The 17488-nt window shown below is 74.7% G+C and carries 12 protein-coding genes and 1 tRNA gene; 9 read left to right on the top strand and 4 right to left on the bottom strand.

Annotated elements, in window-relative coordinates:
• Positions 1-3: 3 nt before the first annotated feature.
• From V2J63_RS12275 to V2J63_RS12265, 3 genes are all read right to left on the bottom strand, one after another.
• On the bottom strand, positions 4-3867 hold the full coding sequence (locus tag V2J63_RS12275; protein WP_331231330.1) for a multifunctional oxoglutarate decarboxylase/oxoglutarate dehydrogenase thiamine pyrophosphate-binding subunit/dihydrolipoyllysine-residue succinyltransferase subunit: 3864 nt from the start codon (positions 3865-3867) through the stop codon (positions 4-6).
• 162 nt (positions 3868-4029) lie between these two features.
• Positions 4030-5145 (bottom strand): sensor histidine kinase, encoded by a 1116-nt coding sequence (locus V2J63_RS12270; protein WP_331231329.1) that lies wholly within the window; start codon positions 5143-5145, stop codon positions 4030-4032.
• Between the two features lie 17 nt (positions 5146-5162).
• Entirely contained in the window at positions 5163-5933 is a 771-nt protein-coding gene (locus V2J63_RS12265) for a response regulator transcription factor (protein WP_331231328.1), read from the bottom strand.
• 160 nt (positions 5934-6093) lie between these two features.
• Between V2J63_RS12265 and V2J63_RS12260 the strand changes: the two genes are divergently transcribed.
• The 6 genes from V2J63_RS12260 to V2J63_RS12235 all read left to right on the top strand — a co-directional run bounded on the left by V2J63_RS12260 (position 6094) and on the right by V2J63_RS12235 (position 12905).
• Positions 6094-7431, top strand: a complete 1338-nt coding sequence (locus V2J63_RS12260) for a hemolysin family protein (protein ID WP_491062048.1) — start codon at positions 6094-6096, stop codon at positions 7429-7431.
• Positions 7428-8507: a hemolysin family protein gene (locus tag V2J63_RS12255; protein ID WP_331231326.1), complete on the top strand. Its 1080-nt coding sequence runs from the start codon at positions 7428-7430 to the stop codon at positions 8505-8507. Before V2J63_RS12260 ends, V2J63_RS12255 begins: the two co-directional genes overlap by 4 nt.
• A 107-nt stretch (positions 8508-8614) precedes the next feature.
• On the top strand, positions 8615-9826 hold the full coding sequence (locus V2J63_RS12250; protein ID WP_331231325.1) for a peptidoglycan DD-metalloendopeptidase family protein: 1212 nt from the start codon (positions 8615-8617) through the stop codon (positions 9824-9826).
• Positions 9827-9967: 141 nt separating this feature from the next.
• Complete coding sequence (locus V2J63_RS12245) at positions 9968-11395, top strand: M23 family metallopeptidase (RefSeq protein WP_331231324.1); 1428 nt, start codon at positions 9968-9970, stop codon at positions 11393-11395.
• A 34-nt stretch (positions 11396-11429) separates the two neighbouring features.
• On the top strand, positions 11430-12251 hold the full coding sequence (locus V2J63_RS12240; protein ID WP_331231323.1) for a glycerophosphodiester phosphodiesterase family protein: 822 nt from the start codon (positions 11430-11432) through the stop codon (positions 12249-12251).
• Between the two features lie 39 nt (positions 12252-12290).
• Complete coding sequence (locus V2J63_RS12235; protein WP_331231322.1) at positions 12291-12905, top strand: TetR/AcrR family transcriptional regulator; 615 nt, start codon at positions 12291-12293, stop codon at positions 12903-12905.
• A 43-nt stretch (positions 12906-12948) separates the two neighbouring features.
• On the opposite strand, the gene V2J63_RS12230 is transcribed toward V2J63_RS12235, so the two are convergent.
• Positions 12949-13021, bottom strand: a tRNA-Arg gene (locus V2J63_RS12230).
• A 158-nt stretch (positions 13022-13179) separates the two neighbouring features.
• Here V2J63_RS12230 and V2J63_RS12225 point away from each other — a divergent pair.
• The 3 genes from V2J63_RS12225 to lysA all read left to right on the top strand — a co-directional run bounded on the left by V2J63_RS12225 (position 13180) and on the right by lysA (position 17379).
• Positions 13180-14199 (top strand): hypothetical protein, encoded by a 1020-nt coding sequence (locus V2J63_RS12225; RefSeq protein ID WP_331231321.1) that lies wholly within the window; start codon positions 13180-13182, stop codon positions 14197-14199.
• Between the two features lie 103 nt (positions 14200-14302).
• On the top strand, positions 14303-15979 hold the full coding sequence (gene argS / locus V2J63_RS12220) for an arginine--tRNA ligase (protein WP_331231320.1): 1677 nt from the start codon (positions 14303-14305) through the stop codon (positions 15977-15979).
• Positions 15976-17379 carry a diaminopimelate decarboxylase gene (lysA, locus tag V2J63_RS12215; protein ID WP_491062044.1) on the top strand — a complete coding sequence of 468 codons (1404 nt, stop codon included), beginning with the start codon at positions 15976-15978 and terminating at the stop codon, positions 17377-17379. Before argS ends, lysA begins: the two co-directional genes overlap by 4 nt.
• Positions 17380-17488: the final 109 nt, after the last annotated feature.

The raw sequence follows: 17488 nt of genomic DNA, 5'->3' as shown, positions 1-17488 counted from the left end.
TGCTCAGCGGCGGAACGCGGCCTCGAGGAGCTCCGCCTGCTCGCGCTGGTGGACCTTGCCGGAGCCGGTCGACGGCGAGGCCGCCTCCGCGCGGGAGACGACGGCGAGCTCGCGCCCGCCGAGCGCGTCGCCCAGGTGGTCGGAGACGAACGTCCACGGCCCCTGGTTCCGCGGCTCGTCCTGCACCCAGACGACGTCGGCACCCGGGTAGCGGTCCAGCTCGGCGCGGATGGCGTCGAGCTCGAGCGGGTAGAGCTGCTCGAGGCGGACGATGGCCGTGGACGTGTCCTCGGTCTTCGTCCGGTGCGCGAGCAGGTCGTAGTAGACCCGGCCCGAGCACAGGAGCACCCGCGAGACGTCCCCGAGCTCGGCGCGCTCCGGCAGGACCGGCTGGAACGTGCCGGTCGTGAAGTCCTCGACGGACGAGGCTGCCGCCTTGAGGCGCAGGAGCTGCTTCGGCGTGAAGACGACGAGCGGCACGCGCGGCCGGTCGTACGCCTGCCGGCGCAGGAGGTGGAAGTGGTTCGCCGGGGTGCTCGGCTGGGCGACGATCATGTTCCGCTCGGCGCACATCTGGAGGAACCGCTCGATGCGTGCGGAGGAGTGGTCCGGCCCCTGGCCCTCGTAGCCGTGCGGGAGGAGGAGCACGAGGGAGGAGCGCTGGCCCCACTTCTGCTCCGAGGAGGAGATGAACTCGTCGACGACGATCTGCGCGCCGTTGACGAAGTCGCCGAACTGCGCCTCCCACAGGACGAGCGCGTCCGGGCGCTCGACGGAGTACCCGTACTCGAACGCCATGGCGGCGTACTCGCTGAGCGAGGAGTCGTAGACCCAGAACTTCGCCTGGTTGCCCGAGAGGTACATGAGCGGCGTCCACTCGGCGCCGGTCGTGCGGTCGTGGAGCACGCTGTGGCGCTGGACGAACGTGCCGCGGCGGGAGTCCTGCCCCGCGAGACGCACCGGCGTGCCCTCCATGAGGAGCGACCCGAACGCGAGGATCTCGCCGTAGCCCCAGTCGATCCCGCCCTCGCGAGACATCTGCTCGCGCTTCTCGAGCAGCGTCTTGAGCTTGGGGTGGACGGTGAAGCCCTCGGGCGCCCGGACGTGCGCGGCACCGATCCGGGCGAGGACGTCGGGCGCGACGGCCGTCTCCCAGCCGACCATCGTGCCGGCGTCCTCGAGCTGGGACTCGGGCAGCTCGAGCCCGGCCACCTGGTCGTCGTTGCGCACGGGCGCGCGCCAGCCCACCTCCCGGGTCTCGGTGAAGGCCTTCTCGAGCTCGGCCTGGTAGGAGTGGAGCGCGGCCTCGGCCTGCTCCTGTGTGATGTCCCCGCGCCCGATGAGCGACTCGGTGTACTGCTTGCGGACGCTGCGCTTGTTCTCGATGAGGGAGTACATGACCGGCTGCGTCATCGACGGGTCGTCGCCCTCGTTGTGACCGCGGCGGCGGTAGCACACCATGTCGATGATGACGTCCTTGTGGAACTCCTGGCGGTAGGCGAACGCGAGCTCCGCCACCCGTGCCACGGCCTCCGGGTCGTCACCGTTGACGTGCAGGATCGGCACCTGCATGCCCTTGGCGATGTCCGTGCTGTACAGCGTCGAGCGCGAGCTCGCCGGGCCGGTCGTGAACCCGATCTGGTTGTTGATGATGATGTGGACCGTGCCGCCGGTGCGGTACCCGCGCAGCTGGGAGAGGTTGAGCGTCTCCGTGACCACGCCCTGCCCCGCGAACGCCGCGTCCCCGTGGATGAGGACGGGCAGGACCGAGAAGCCCTGCGAGCCGAGGTCGATGCGGTCCTGCTTCGCGCGGACGATGCCCTCGAGGACGCCGTCCACCGCCTCGAGGTGCGAGGGGTTCGCGGCGAGGTAGACGCGGGTCTGCCCGCCGCTGGGGGCGGTGAACTCGCCGACGGTGCCCAGGTGGTACTTCACGTCGCCGGAGCCCTGGATGGTGCGCGGGTCCTGGTTGCCCTCGAACTCGGAGAAGATCTGCGCGTAGGACTTGCCGGCGATGTTGGCGAGGACGTTGAGCCGGCCGCGGTGCGCCATGCCGATGGCGACCTCGTCCATGCCCTCCTCGGCCGCACCGGTGAGGAGCGTGTCGAGCAGGGGGATGAGCGACTCCCCGCCCTCGAGGCTGAAGCGCTTCTGACCGACGTACTTCGTCTGGAGGAACGTCTCGAAGGCCTCGGCCGCACCGAGCTTGTGGAGGATCTGGAGCTGCTGCTCGACGCTCGGCTTCGTGTACGGCGACTCGAGCCGCGCCTGCATCCACCGGCGCTGGACCGGGTCCTGCAGGTGCATGTACTCCACGCCGATCGTGCGGCAGTAGGAGTCGCGCAGGAGCCCGAGGATGTCGCGCAGCGGCAGGCGTGAGGTGCCGGCGAACCCGCCCGTGGGGAAGGTCCGCTCGAGGTCCCACAGCGTGAGGCTGTGGTTGGTGATGTCGAGGTCGGGGTGGCGGCGCTGGCGGTAGGCGATCGGGTCCGTGTCCGCCATGAGGTGCCCGCGGGAGCGGTAGGCGTGGATGAGCTCGGCGATGCGCGCCGGCTTGCCCATCTCGACGTCCGGGTCGACGTGGATGTCGCGCTGCCAGCGCACGGGCTCGTAGGGCACGCGCAGGGCGGCGAAGACACGGTCGTAGAAGCCGTCCTCGCCGAGGAGCTTCGTGTGCAGGATGCGCAGGAACTCGCCCGACGCCGCGCCCTGGATGATCCGGTGGTCGTACGTGGACGTCAGCGTGAGGACCTTGGAGATGCCGGCGCGGGCGAGCGTCTCGGGGGAGGCGCCGGCGTACTCGGCCGGGTAGTCCATGGCCCCGACGCCGATGATGGCGCCCTGGCCCTTCATGAGGCGCGGGATCGAGTGGACGGTGCCGATCGTCCCCGGGTTCGTCAGCGTGACGGTCGCCGCGAAGTCCCCGACGGCGAGCTTGCCCGTGCGCGCCTTGCGCACGACGTCCTCGTAGGCCGTGCGGAACTGGGCGAAGTCCATCGTCTCCGCAGCCTTGATCGCCGGGACGAGGAGCTGGCGCGTGCCGTCCGGCTTCGGCAGGTCGATGGCCAGGCCGAAGTTGACGTGGGCCGGGCGCACGAGGCCGGGCTTGCCGTCCATCTCCTCGTACATGGCGTTCATCTCGGGCATATCGACGAGCGCCTCGACGACGGCGTAGCCGATGAGGTGCGTGAAGGAGATCTTGCCGCCGCGGCCGCGGGTGAGCTGGTTGTTGATGACGATGCGGTTGTCGACGAGGAGCTTGGCGGGGATCGCCCGCACGCTCGTCGCCGTCGGGACCTCGAGGCTGGCCTCCATGTTCGTCACGACGCGCGCGGCGGGCCCGCGGAGCTTGACCTGCTCCGGCTCGCCGTCGCCGTCCCCGTCGCGCTTCGTGCTGTGCTTGGGGGCGTACCCCGCGCTCATCGGCTGCGCCGTGGCGGGCGGCGCCGGCGCGACGTCACCGGTGACGTTCTCGGTCGCCGGCTCCTCGGAGCGCGGCTCCGCGGCGGGGGTGGGCTTGCGGCTGGGCTCGTTCGTCACAGGTGCGTCCGCCATGGCACGGCCCGCGGGGGCCTTGGTCTTCGGGGTGGGGGCAGGCTGGTTCGCCGCACGCTCGGCGTCGACCGGCGTGCCGTCCTGCGCCGGGGTCTCGGGTGCGGCCGCCGCGCCAGGGGCGGCACCGTCGTCGGTGTCCTCCTCCTTGGCGGAACCGTTGGACGTCGCGGGGTCGTAGTCCGCGAAGAAGTCCCACCACGCCGGGTCGACGAGGTTCCGATCCTGCTTGTACTGCTCGAACAGCTCCTCGATGAGCCACTCGTTCGCGCCGAACGCGGCAGCAATGGGGTCTGGGTGTTCCTGCGTGGACACTCGGGGATCGCCCTCTTCCGAAGCGGGGGTGGTGACGAAGATCGCCCAACAAGTCTAGGTGATCGCCCTCGCGCTGGCGCTCTCGGGGGGCCGGGGCAGGCGTCTATCGCGTCACTCTCCGGCCGTGGGGGACCGAAGTCCCAAACGGCGGTCAAGGCCACCTCAGCGCGGCGCCTTCTCGCCCCCTTGCGCTCCCCGGGTGAGGCGCGGCCCGCGGGCGGGCAGCCGCACCCGCATCGTGGCCCCCTCCCCGGCAGCCGAGTCGACGACAGCGATCGAGCCGCCGTGCAGCGAGACCGCCCAGCGGGCGATGGCGAGGCCGAGCCCCGTCCCGCCGGTGCTCGCCGACCCCGTGCGCGCGGGCGAGTTGCCCCGCGCGAAGCGCTCGAAGACGCGGTCGCGCTCCTCGTGCGGGATGCCGGCGCCCGAGTCGACGACGTCGATGACGACCTCCGCGCGCAGGAGCGAGGCGCTGGCGCGGACGGCCACCGACGTCCCGGGCGGGGTGTGCCGGGAGGCGTTGGCGAGGAGGTTGGTGAGGACCTGGGCGAGGCGGGCGGGGTCGGCGCGAACACGCAGGTCCTCCGGCTCGACGCTCACCGTCCATGCGACCCGGCGCCCGGCGGCCTCGGCGGAGGCGCGGGCCTCGGCGACGACGCCCTCGAGGAGGTCACGCACGCCGAGGTCGGTGAGGTCGAGGCCCACCGCCCCCGCCTCGATACGGGACAGGTCGAGGAGGTAACCGATGAGCTCGGAGAGTCGCTCGGTCTGGGCGAGGGCGCCGGCGAGGGTGTCGGCGTCGGGCTCCGTGACGCCGTCGACCATGTTCTCGAGCTGGGCGCGCAGGGCCGCCACGGGCGTGCGGAGCTCGTGGGAGACGTTGGCGACCATCTCCCGGTGCGCGGTGTCGACCGAGGCGAGGTCCTCGGCCATCTGGTTGAACGCCTTCGCGAGCTCGCCGACCTCGTCGCGGCTCGTCGCGGTGACCCGGCGCGTGTAGTCCCCCCGGGCCATCGCCCGCGCCGCCGCCGTCATCTCCCGCAGGGGGGAGGTCATCCCGTGCGCGAGGACCTGCGTGAGAAGGAGTGAGACGATGATGGCGAGCGGGAACGTCCGCGTCGGGCCGAGGCCGTTGTGGAGGCCCGCCCACGTGACGAAGGCGGCCGCGGTGACGGTCACCGCGACGAGGACGCCGAGCTTGATCTTGATCGTGCGCAGCCGGTCGAGCGGGCGCAGCCCGGCCGCCCGTGCGCCGCGCGGGCGGTGGCGAGCGTCCACCCGCCCCGGGTCGGCCGTCACGGCGCAGGTGCCCCGCCGCCGGGGGCGGAGCCGTCCGCGGCGGCGTCAGCAGGCTCGAGGGCGTACCCCACCCCGTGGACCGTGCGGACGAGGTCGGCCCCGAGCTTGCGGCGCAGGGCCTTGATGTGGGAGTCGACCGTGCGGGTGCCCGACGCGTCCGCCCAGTCCCAGACGTCGGCGAGGAGGCGCTCGCGGGAGTGGACGGTCCGGGGGTGGAGGGCGAGCCGGACGAGGAGGTCGAACTCCGTCGGCGTCAGGTGCGCCTCCCTCCCGCCCCGCCGTACCCGGCGCTGGGCGCGGTCGACGACGAGGTCCCCGACGACGAGCGGGGGCTCGCCGCCGTCGTCGGTGCCCTCGGCCGCGGTCCGGCGCGCCCGCTCCGCGCGCCGCAGGAGCGCCCGCAGCCGGGCGACGAGCTCGCGCATGGAGAAGGGCTTCGTCATGTAGTCGTCCGCCCCGACGCCGAGCCCGACAAGGATGTCCGTCTCGTCGTCGCGCGCCGTGAGCATGAGGACGGGCAGCTCGCGCTCGGCCTGGATCCGCCGGCACACCTCGAGGCCGTCGAGGCCGGGCAGCATGACGTCGAGCACGACGGCGTCGGGCAGAAACGTCCGCGCGGCCTCGACGCCGCCGGGCCCGTCGCCGGCGGTCTCGACCTCCCAGCCCTCGGCCGAGAGCCGGTGCGCGATCTGCGTGGCGATCGCGGGCTCGTCCTCGACGACGAGGACGCGCACGGGGCGGGGCTGGCTGGGTCCGGTCGCGGCCATGCCCGCACCCTTGCACACGTCTCCCCGCGCGGGCCGCGCGACCTGCTGACCAGCCGGGCCGGCGTGCGTAGGATTGCCCCACCATGCACGGCTCCAGACGTGGTCGACATCGCGTCGCCCGCCCGCCCACGCCCCGCCCCGCCCCCGGAGCACGCCGGTGCTGACCGACTGGCTCCTCGTCGCGCTGGGCGTGCTCCTCACCGCCGGCACCGCGGTCTTCGTCGCCGCCGAGTTCTCGCTCGTCGCGATCGACCCCGCCGACGCCGACCGGCGCGCGGCCGACGGCGACCGCCGCGCCGCCGGCGTCCAGCGGGCCCTGCGCCAGCTCTCCACGGAGCTCTCCGGCGCCCAGGTGGGCATCACGCTGACGACCGTCCTCCTCGGCTGGACCACCCAGTCCGCGCTGGCCTCGATCCTCACCGGACCGCTCGGCTCCGCCGGGCTCGCGCACGCCGCCGCCGGCGCCGTGGCGGTGGCGCTCTCCCTCGTCCTCGTCAACACCTTCTCGATGGTCGTCGGCGAGCTCGTCCCGAAGAACCTCGCGCTCGCGGACCCGTTCGGCACGGCGGGCCGCGTCGCGCCCGTCCAGCGCGCCTTCACCCGAGCCCTGCGGCCCGTCATCGTCGCGCTCAACGGAACCGCCAACGCGATCCTGCGCCGCTTCGGCGTCGCGGCCGTCGAGCAGCTCTCGGGCGGCCGCTCCGCGAGCGAGCTCGCCGCGCTCGTCCGCCGCTCCGCGCAGGAGGGCACCCTCGACGTCGGCACGGCTGCCCTCCTCACCCGCTCGATCGGCCTCGGCGCGCTCACGGCCGTCGACGTCATGACGGACCGCGGCCGGATCGCGGCCCTGCGGCGGGAGAGCTCGGCGGCGGACGTCGTCGCGCTCGCCCGCCGCACCGGCCACTCCCGCTTCCCCGTCCTCGGCCGGGACGACGACGACGTCCTCGGCCTCGTCCACCTGCGCCGCGCGATCGCCGTGCCCCACGAGCGCCGGCACGAGGTCCCCGTCACGGCCACGAGCCTCATGGTGCCGGCGCCCCGCGTGCCGGAGACGGTCCGGATCGCCCCGCTGCTCGTCCAGCTCCGCGACGAGGGGCTGCAGATGGCCGTCGTCGTCGACGAGTACGGCGGGACGTCCGGGATCGTCACGCTCGAGGACGTCGTCGAGGAGATCGTCGGGGACGTCGCGGACGAGCACGACCGGCGGCGCTCGGGCGCCCACGCCGGACCCGGCGGCACGTGGGTGGTCCCCGCCGTCATGCGCCCCGACGAGCTCGCGCACACCGCCGGGCTCGCGGTGCCGGGGGACGGGCCGTACGAGACCCTCGGGGGGCTCGTCATGGCGACCCTCGGACGCATCCCGCGGGTCGGGGACGAGGTCGGCGTCGCGGGGGTGGCGCTGCGTGTCGAGCAGATGGACGGCCGCCGCGTCGAGCGCCTGCGGGTCTGGGCGCGTGAGGGCGTCGGCGCCGGCGCCGACGGGACCGAGGCGCCGTGAGCACCCCCGCGGCCCTCGCCGTCGCCCTCGCGCTCCTCGCCGCCAACGCGTTCTTCGTCGGCGCGGAGTTCGCGATCATGTCCGCGCGGCGCAGCCGCATCGAGCCGCTCGCGGACGCGGGCTCGCGCTCGGCGCGCACCGTCCTGTGGGCGATGGAGCACGCCACGGTCATGATGGCGTGCGCCCAGCTCGGTATCACGGTGTGCTCGACCGGGATCGGCGCGGTCGCGGAGCCGGCCGTCGCACGGCTCGTCGAGGCGCCGCTCGTGTCCGCCGGCCTGCCCGCCGCGTCGAGCCACGTCGTCGCGTTCGGCCTCGCCCTCGCCCTCGTCGTCTCCCTCCACGTCGTCGTCGGCGAGATGGTGCCGAAGAACCTCGCGGTCGCGGACCCGGAGCGGGCGGCCCTGTGGTTCGGCCCGCCGCTCGTGTGGATCTCCCGGGCGCTGTCCCCGCTCGTCCGGGCGCTCAACGCCGTCGCCAACCTCCTTCTGCGCGCCGTCGGGGTGGTGCCCAAGGACGAGGTCACCTCGGCGTTCACCGTCGAGGAGGTCGCGGCGATCGTCGAGCGCTCGCAGGCGGAGGGCGTCCTGCGCGACGAGCTCGGCCTCCTCTCCGGCGCGCTCGAGCTCTCCACGAAGACCACCGCCGACGTCATGGTCCCGCTCGGCGCGCTCACTGCTCTCGCCCCCGACGCGAGCCCCGACGACGTCGAGCGCGCGGTGGCACGCACCGGGTACAGCCGCTTCCCCCTCGCCGACGAGGACGGCCCGCTCGTCGGGTACCTCCACGTCAAGGACGTCCTCTACGCCGAGGGCGAGGACCGGACCCGCCCCGTCGCGCGGTGGCGCGTGCGCGCGCTCGCCACGGTGCGGGCCGAGGACGAGGTGGAGGAGGCGCTCGCCGTCATGCAGCGCAGCGGCACCCACCTCGCCCGCGTCGTCGAGGAGCCCTCGGACGGGGGGCGGACCACGCTCGGGGTCGTCTTCCTCGAGGACATCCTCGAGGAGCTCGTGGGCGAGGTCCGCGACTCGATGCAGCGCCGGAGCATGCGTGAGCGAGTTGTGAACCGGTCGTGAAGCGGTAATAGACCGGCGTCGTCCGGCGTTGTTACTCTTTCGTGACACACGGCGAGCGCCTTGACGCGAGCCGTTCTCCACCCCCTTTCCCCTCCGGAGGATCGTCCATGCCCGAGCGCGCCCACGTGCCGTCCACGGCACCGCTGACGCGCCGCCAGATCCGCGAGGCCGAGCGCCTCGCGGCCCAGCGCACAGCAGGACGCGCCGTGCCCCGCCCGGTCGCTCCCGAGCCCCTCGCCTCCACGCCGGCCGGTCCCGCCGCCGAGGCGGTCGGTCCCGCCTCCACGCCGGCCGGTCCCGCCGCCGAGGCGGTCGCCGCGGCCGCGCAGGTCGCCACCGAGGACGCCGTCCCGGCACCCGTCCCCGCCCCGGCATCGTCGGCCGCGGCCCCCGTCGCGGCAGCCCCGGCCCGCGCCACCGGATCCTCCGCCCCGGCCGCGCTGCCCTCGCGTGCGGAGCGTCGCCGGGCCGAGCAGCTCGCCGCGCAGCAGGTCCGCCCCCGTCGCACCTTCGTCGCGCCGCCGCGCTGGCTCCCGCGCGCCGCCGTCCTCGGTGCGCTCGGTGCGGCGACGATCATCGCGCCGCTCACGGCGTTCGCCAGCCCGGACCACGGCCTGCTCGCCACGCAGCGGCCCGTGGCGGTCGCCCCGCAGGAGAGCGCCCTCGACCTCCTCGACTCGGCCGCGGCGCGCACCGCCGTCGAGGCGTCCGGCTCCGCGTCGGCCCTCATGGCCGACCTCGGCGCCCCCGGCCGCGCGCTGGTCGAGATCTCCCGCAGCGTCGAGCGCGACGTGGCCGTGTGCGTCCCGGCCAAGCACGACGGCGCGAACGGTGCGCGGGCCGCGCTCGCCCCCGAGGGCCTCGTCGTCCCCATCCGCGCGGGGGCCTACAACCTCAGCTCGGACTACGGCGACCGCGTGCACCCCATCACCGGCGTCTGGAGCAAGCACGAGGGCCTCGACTACGCCGCCGCGGTGGGCACCCCCATCCACGCCGTCGCCGACGGCACGGTCGTCCACGCCGGCAACGGCATCGACGGCCGCTCGAGCATGCTCGTCATCATCGAGCACGAGGTCGACGGCCAGACGTTCTACAGCTGGTACGTCCACATGTACGCGGACGGTGTCTTCGTCGAGGTCGGCCAGCCGGTCGAGGCCGGCGACGTCATCGGCGAGGTCGGCAACAACGGCAACTCGACGGGGCCTCACCTCCACCTCGAGATCCACCTCGACCTCGAGGGCACGACGACCGACCCCGAGGCGTTCCTCGCGGCCCACGGCGCCGTCCTCCTCGAGCCCGCCGCCTGCACCGCCGGCTGACGACCGTCGGCGCCGTGCGCCCCTCGGCCGAACGGGTCCGCCGGCGCGTAGACCTGCGGGTGTGACCTCGGTTACGATCACCTACAGAGTCCGTGCTCGATCGTGCGTGCGCGGGCGCGCCAGCGAGGGGAAATCACGACGATGCCAGAGCCTGCAGGGGCGCCGGAGCCGATGGTCGGCGCAGGCGACGTCCAGCCGGCCACCGGCGCGCCCCGCGCCGGGGCAGCCCGTCCCGGCTGGTTGCGGCGCGCGACGCTCGTGGGCTCGGCGGCCGCGCTCGTCGGTGTCACCGCGCTCGCTGGCCTCGGCACGGCGGTGCCGAGCGTGAGCAAGGGCACGCAGGACGGCTACGTCACCAGCGAGCTGCTCAGCCAGCTCGAGGCGGTCCCCGGCAGCCGGCCCGAGGCCCTGCCGGCGGCCGGCATGGCGGTCATCTCCAGCGTCGACACGCAGGTCAAGGCCCCGGGCGGCGCGTTCGCCCCGACGCCGACGTCGACGCAAGCGGCCAGCGCGCAGGGTGCGGCGTGCGTCGCCCTGCCCCTGTCCGCGGGCAGCTACCGCCTGACCTCGCCCTACGGCTACCGGATCCACCCCATCCAGGGGATCTACTCGCTCCACACCGGCGTCGACTACGCCGCGCCGCTCGGCACGCCCATCCACGCGGTGACGGACGGCACGGTCGTCTACACCGGGGCCGGCCGCGCCGGCCGGTCGAGCGAGCTCGTCATCATCGAGCACGAGATCGACGGGACGACGTTCTACAGCTGGTACGTCCACATGTACCCCGACGGCGTGTTCGTCACCCCGGGCCAGGAGGTCCGTGCGGGCGAGGTCATCGCCGAGGTGGGCAACAACGGCAACTCGACCGGCCCGCACCTCCACTTCGAGATCCACACCTCCGACCCCGGGCTGGGGAACCGGAAGAACCCGGTCGTCCGCACGACGTCGGCCATGGTCATGAGCGTCGATCCGACGGACGCGCCGGCCGAGTGGGACAACTGGCCGATCAACGGCCTTGGCTACCGGCAGGACCCGGAGGACGCCACCGTCTGGCGGCACCCGGGGACGGGGGAGCTGGTCGACCCTGCGACCGCGCCTTCGCTGCTCCCGCCGGCGACCGAGGAGCCGACGACCCCGCCCCCGACGGGTGAGCCGACGACACCCCCGCCGACGGAGGCACCGACGACCCCGCCGGCGACCGGCGAGCCGACGACGCCCCCGGCGACGGGCGAGCCGACGACCCCGCCGGCGACCGGCGAGCCGACGACCCCGCCGGCGACGGGCGAGCCGACGACCCCGCCGCCGACCGGCGGCCCGACGACACCCCCGCCGACCGGCGGCCCGACGACCCCGCCGCCGACAGGCACCCCGACCGACGGCCCCACGGACCCGGTGACGGGCGAGCCGACGACGCCGCCGGCCCAGCCCGGCGGCCCGACGGCCACGCCGTCGCCCGGCCCGCACACGCCCTTCCCGGTCGCCGCGTACGGCACGACGGTCGACCCGGCGCGGTTCCTCGCCTCCCTCGGCATCCTCATGGTCGACCCGGTGGAGTGCGCGGCGCCGTGACCCGGCCGCCCGTCCGGGCGGTGCGGATGGGCCCGTGAGCCCGTACCTCGACCAGCCCGGCCCGATCGCGCTCGCCCACCGCGGCGGAGGCGCCGAGACCCCGGAGAACTCGCGCGCCGCGGTCGAGCGGACGCTCGCCCTCGGCTACCGCTACCTCGAGACGGACGTCCGGGCGACGGCGGACGGCGTCGTCGTCCTCCACCACGACGCGCGCCTCGAGCGCACGACCGACGGGGAGGGGCCGATCTCCGCGCGCACGTGGGCCGACGTCGCGCGCCTGCGGGACGCCTCGGGCCGGCGCCCGGTGCGCCTGGACGAGGTCCTCGCCGACTTCGGCGGCCTCCGCCTCAACATCGACGCCAAGGACGACGGTGTCGTCGCGCCCCTCCTGCGCGTCATCGACGAGGCGGGCGCGCACGAGCGGGTGTGCCTCGCCTCGTTCTCTGACGCTCGCCTGCGCCGCATCCGCACGGCGACCGGTGGTGCGGTGGCGACGAGCCTGGGTCAGGCGGAGTGCGCCCGGCTCGTCGTCGCCGCCCGGGGCCGCGGACGCCTCGCCGGGACCCTCGCCCGCGCGGGCGCGCTGCGCTGGGGGGTTCCGGTCCCGGACGGCCCGCCCGCCGCGCGCGCGGTGTGCGTCCAGGTCCCCGAGCGGTACCGCGGGGTGCCCGTCGTCACGCCGCGGTTCCTCGCCCTCGCCCACCGCCTCGGCCTCGCCGTCCACGTGTGGACGGTGGACGACGCGGCGGACATGCACCGGCTGCTCGACCTCGGCGTCGACGGCCTCGTCACCGACCGTCCGACGACGCTGCGCGCGGTGCTGCGTGAACGGGGTCAGTGGCACGAGGGGCTGTGAAAGCACGCGCGGGAGCGGCCAGAGGCACACAATGGCCGGATGGCGATGGCTGACATGACCCGCGACCCCCGCGCGCGGCGCACCCTCGAGCGGCTGCGGGCGGGGATGTCCACGCTCATGGAGACCAAGACCCTCGACCAGATCTCGGTCGCCGAGCTGTGCCGGGTGTCGAACGTCCACCGCACCACCTTCTACAAGCACTTCGACAGCGTCGCGTCCTTCGCGACCGACGTGTTCGCCGGGCTCATCGACGAGCTCGCGGAGGTCGACCCGCAGGGCACCCACGAGGAGCTCGTCGACGCCTACCGGGTGGCCGTCGTGGCCGTGCTCACCCACATCGCGCAGAACCGGTTGCTCTACCGCCGCCTGTTCGACGGGCGTGGCGACCTCGTCTTCCAGCGGGCGGTCACGGAGGCGATGACCGCGCGGGCGTGGCTCGCGGTGCGCGCCTTCGCCGACCGCGGGATCAGCACGGGGACCGACGAGCAGACGGCGTCGGGGATGGTGGGCGCGGGCGTCGTCGCCGCCCTCGCCGTGTTCGCGTCCCAGGACGGCGGCGACATCGACGCGCGGGCCGAGGAGATCCTGCGCTCGCTGCCCGCGTGGTGGCCGCGGACGGACAACGCCCCTCCGGCGGGCGACCGCCGCCCGTAGGTGGGGCCGGGGCCGGGCCCGACGGTTCCCCGAGCAGGCAGAGTGCCCCCGACTGGACTCGAACCAGCGACCTTCTGCTCCGGAGGCAGACGCTCTATCCACTGAGCTACAGGGGCGTACGACGCCCGGCGATATTACCAGCAGCCGCGGGCCGTCCGTGACACGGTCCGTCGGCGCGGGTGCGACACGACCGGCTCCACGGCCTAGCCTGGACGCCGCACCGCCCGCGCCCGGGTCATCCGCCCGGGCCCGGGCACGGACACGAGGAGACCACATGAGTGAGAAGCCGCCCCAGAGCCCGGCCGACGCTCCGGACGGGGACGGGCGTCCCGCGCCCGGTGAGGAGCCCACGCAGGCGTCGGGCGCCGGTGGCGCCCCAGGCGACGAGCCGACGCAGGTGCTCGGCGCGGCCGGCGCCCCCGGGGCGCCCGGTGAGGACCCCACGCAGGCGTTCGGCCCGCTGAGCGGCTCCCCGTACGACGCCCCCGGTTCCTCCGAGCCCCCGACGCAGCCCTACGGGGCGGCCGGCGGGCCGGCGTACGGCCCGGCGCCGACGGCGGGCGAGGCGCCCTACGGTGCGCGGACGACCTACAGCCGGGACACGTACGGCTCGCCCGAGCCGGAGCCCGAGAAGAAGCGCTGGCTCGTGCCGGTCGTCGTCGTCGGTGCGCTCCTGCTCGTCGCCGCCATCGTCTACCTCGCGATGACCGTCTTCGGGGGTGACGACGGGACCGGGACCGAGGCGACGCCCACGGCACCGAGCACGACCGCCGCGCCGACCGCGACCGCGACGGAGGAGGCGACGACCGGCGCCACGACGGACCCGACGACGGACGCGCCGACGACGGCGGCGCCGACGGAGGAGCCCACGTCCCAGGCCCCGACGAGCGACGACCTCGAGCGGCAGCTCGACGAGTCCGTCGTCGCCGGGGACGCGACCTTCACGGTGACCGAGGAGGGCTTCGTCCCCGCCCCCGACATCATCGGCGCGGGAGCCGTCGAGGCCTACACGGCCACGTACGCCTCCGGTGAGAGCCAGGTCGCCATGCTTGCGACCTCCTGGCCGAGCGTCGAGGAGGCCGACGCCTACGCGGCCGAGCTCATCGCGGGCCTCGAGGGCGCCGAGCAGCTCGACACCGGCACCGTCTACCAGAACGGCACGGGCACGTACTGGGCGTTCCTCCTCAGCGACGGCAGCGGGATGTACGTCTGGACCACCGACCGCGGCGAGGTGCTGCGGGTCACCGGGCCGACGGACTGGGTCGACGGCTTCTACACCGGTTACTCCATCTGACCGCACCGCCCCGGCCGACCCGGTCCCCGCCGCCGCTTGCGCGGTGCCGGGGCCGGGGGAGGGCGGCGGCGAGGAGCCTGCGGGGCGCACTACCCTGGCCTGCGTGACTCCGATCGAGCTTGCCGCCCTCATCCGCTCCTGCCTGCGCGAGGCAGCCGCCTCGGGCGAGGTCGCCCTCGCCCCCGAGGACGTGCCCGAGCCCAAGGTGGAGCGGCCCCGCCAGCGCGAGCACGGCGACTGGGCGACGAACGTGGCCATGCAGCTCGCGAAGCAGGTCGGCACCAACCCGCGGGCCCTCGCCGAGCTCCTCGCGCAGCGCCTGCGCGCGGCCGACGGCGTCGCGGGCGCCCAGGTGGCCGGTCCCGGCTTCCTCAACATCACCCTCGAGGCCGGCGCCGCGGGCGTGCTCGCCCGCACGATCGTCGAGGAGGGCGCGGCGTACGGCCGCGCCGCCACGGGCGCCGGGCAGCGGATCAACCTCGAGTTCGTCTCGGCCAACCCCACCGGGCCCGTCCACATCGGCGGCGTGCGGTGGGCCGCGGTGGGGGACAGCCTCGCCCGGCTCCTCGAGGCCACCGGGGCCGAGGTCACGCGTGAGTACTACTTCAACGACCACGGCGCGCAGATCGACCGCTTCGCCCGCTCGCTCCTTGCCCGCTCACGCGGCGAGAACCCTCCAGAGGACGGCTACGGCGGCGAGTACATCACCGACATCGCCAACCAGGTCCTCGCCACCCGCGCCGCCGCCGGCGAGGCGGACCCGCGCGAGCTCGCCGAGGACGAGGCCGCCGAGATCTTCCGCGCCGCGGGCGTCGAGCTCATGTTCGGCGAGATCAAGGGCCGGCTCCACGACTTCGGCGTCGACTTCGACGTCTACTTCCACGAGGACCACCTCCACACCTCCGGCGCGGTCGACCGCGCCGTGACGCGGCTGCGCGAGCGGGGCGTCATCGACGACCGCGACGGCGCCGTGTGGCTGAGGACGACCGACTTCGGCGACGACAAGGACCGGGTGGTCATCAAGTCCGACGGCGAGGCGGCGTACTTCGCGGGCGACCTCGCCTACTACCTCGACAAGCGCGAGCGCGGGTTCGACCGGGCGATCATCATGCTCGGGGCGGACCACCACGGCTACATCGGCCGGATGATGGCGATGTGCGCCGCTTTCGGCGACACCCCGGGGGTCAACCTCGAGATCCTCATCGGCCAGATGGTCAACCTCCTGCGCGGCGGCGAACCGGTGCGGATGTCCAAGCGCGCCGGGACCGTCATCACGCTCGACGACCTCGTCGACGCCGTGGGCGTGGACGCGGCGCGGTACTCGCTCGCGCGGTCCTCGACGGACTCCCCGCTCGACATCGACCTCGACCTCCTCGTCCAGCGCAGCAACGACAACCCCGTCTTCTACGTCCAGTACGCCCACGCCCGCACCCGCAACGTGGCCCGCAACGCGGCCGAGCACGGCGTGCGCCGCGAGGACGAGTTCGTCCCGGGCGCGCTCGACCACCCGGCCGACGGCGCGCTCCTCGGCGCGCTCGCCCAGTTCCCGGCCGTCATCGCCCACGCCGCCGAGCTCCGCGAGCCGCACCGCGTCGCGCGCTACCTCGAGCAGCTCGCGGCGAGCTACCACAAGTGGTACGACCAGTGCCGGGTCACCCCCCGTGGCGCCGAGGAGGTCACCGACGCCCACCGGGCCCGCCTGTGGCTCAACGACGCGACGACGCAGGTCCTCGCCAACGGCCTCGCGCTGCTCGGCGTCGGCGCCCCGGAGCGCATGTGAGCGCCCGCCGCGCGGACACTCCCGCGCCGCTGCCCCCGGCGCTCGCGCCGGAGCCCGACCGCGACGACCCGGCCACCCCCTGGTCCGCCTCGGTGCGGCGCACGCCGGCCGGGGCGCTCGAGGTGGGTGGCCTCGACGTCCACGCGATCGCCGAGCGCTTCGGCACGCCCGTCTACGTCCTCGACGAGGCAGACCTGCGCGCTCGCGCCCGCGGCTACGCCGAGGCCTTCGCCGAGGCCTTCGCCGACCTCGGCGGGGGAGCGGACGTCTACTACGCCGGCAAGGCGTTCCTCAGCGTCGCGGTCGCGCGCTGGGTCCACGCCGAGGGGCTGCGCATCGACACCTCGACGGGCGGGGAGCTCGCCGTGGCCCTGCGTGCCGGCGTGCCGGGGGCCGACATCGGGCTGCACGGGAACAACAAGTCGGACGCCGAGGTCGAACGGGCTCTGCGCGCCGGCGTCGGGCGCATCGTCCTCGACTCCCTCACCGAGCTCGAGCAGGTCGCGCGCATCGCCCGCGAGCTCGGCGTCCGTGCCCCCGTCATGGTTCGGGTGACCACCGGCGTCCACGCCGGCGGCCACGACTTCATCGCCACGGCGCACGAGGACCAGAAGTTCGGCCTCTCCCTCGCCGGGGGCGGCGCCCGCGCCGCGGTCGACGCCGCCCTCGCCGCCGACGAGCTCGAGCTCCTCGGCCTCCACTCCCACATCGGCTCCCAGATCCTCGACCTCAGCGGTTTCGAGGTCGCGGCCCGTGCGCTGCTCACGCTGCGTGCCGAGGTCGCCGCGGACACCGGCGTGCTCATGCCCGAGCTCGACCTCGGTGGCGGGTACGGCATCTCCTACACCGGCGAGGCGGCCCCGCCCGCGCCCGCCACGGTGGCGCGCGCGCTCGCCGACGTCGTGCGGCGGGCCTGCGCCGAGCTCGGCACGGCGCCCCCCCGGGTCTCGGTCGAGCCCGGGCGCTCGGTCGTCGGCCCGAGCGGCCTCACGCTCTACCGCGTCGGGACCGTCAAGCCGGTCGGGCTCGACGACGGCGCGCAGCGGCGCTACGTCTCCGTCGACGGCGGGATGAGCGACAACATCCGCACCGCCCTCTACGACGCCGAGTACACCGCCGCGCTCGCGGGGCGCCGCAGCGACGCCGAGCCCGTCCCGGCGCGGGTCGTCGGCAAGCACTGCGAGAGCGGGGACATCGTCGTGCGCGACGTCGCCCTGCCCGACGACGTCGCGCGCGGGGACCTCCTCGCCGTCCCGGCGACCGGCGCGTACGGCCGCTCGATGGCCTCGAACTACAACCTCGTCCCGCGGCCAGGGGTCGTCGCCGTCGCCGGCGGCGAGGCGCGCGTCATCGTCCGGCGCGAGACCGAGGAGGACCTGCTCGCCCTCGACGAGGGCTGAGCGGCGCCCGCCGCGTGGGCGGGGCCGGGCTGCCGTGCCGCGGGTGGACGCGGCCCCGGCCACTCCTCCGGCACCCCTATCCTGGCTCGGGTGCCCCGACGGGGCCGCG

It is taken from the genome of Georgenia wangjunii (genome assembly GCF_036421975.1).
Lineage (GTDB): Bacteria > Actinomycetota > Actinomycetes > Actinomycetales > Actinomycetaceae > Georgenia_A > Georgenia_A wangjunii.
The sequence above is the reverse complement of the archived record's forward strand: the minus strand, read 5'-3'. Positions and strand labels throughout refer to the sequence as shown.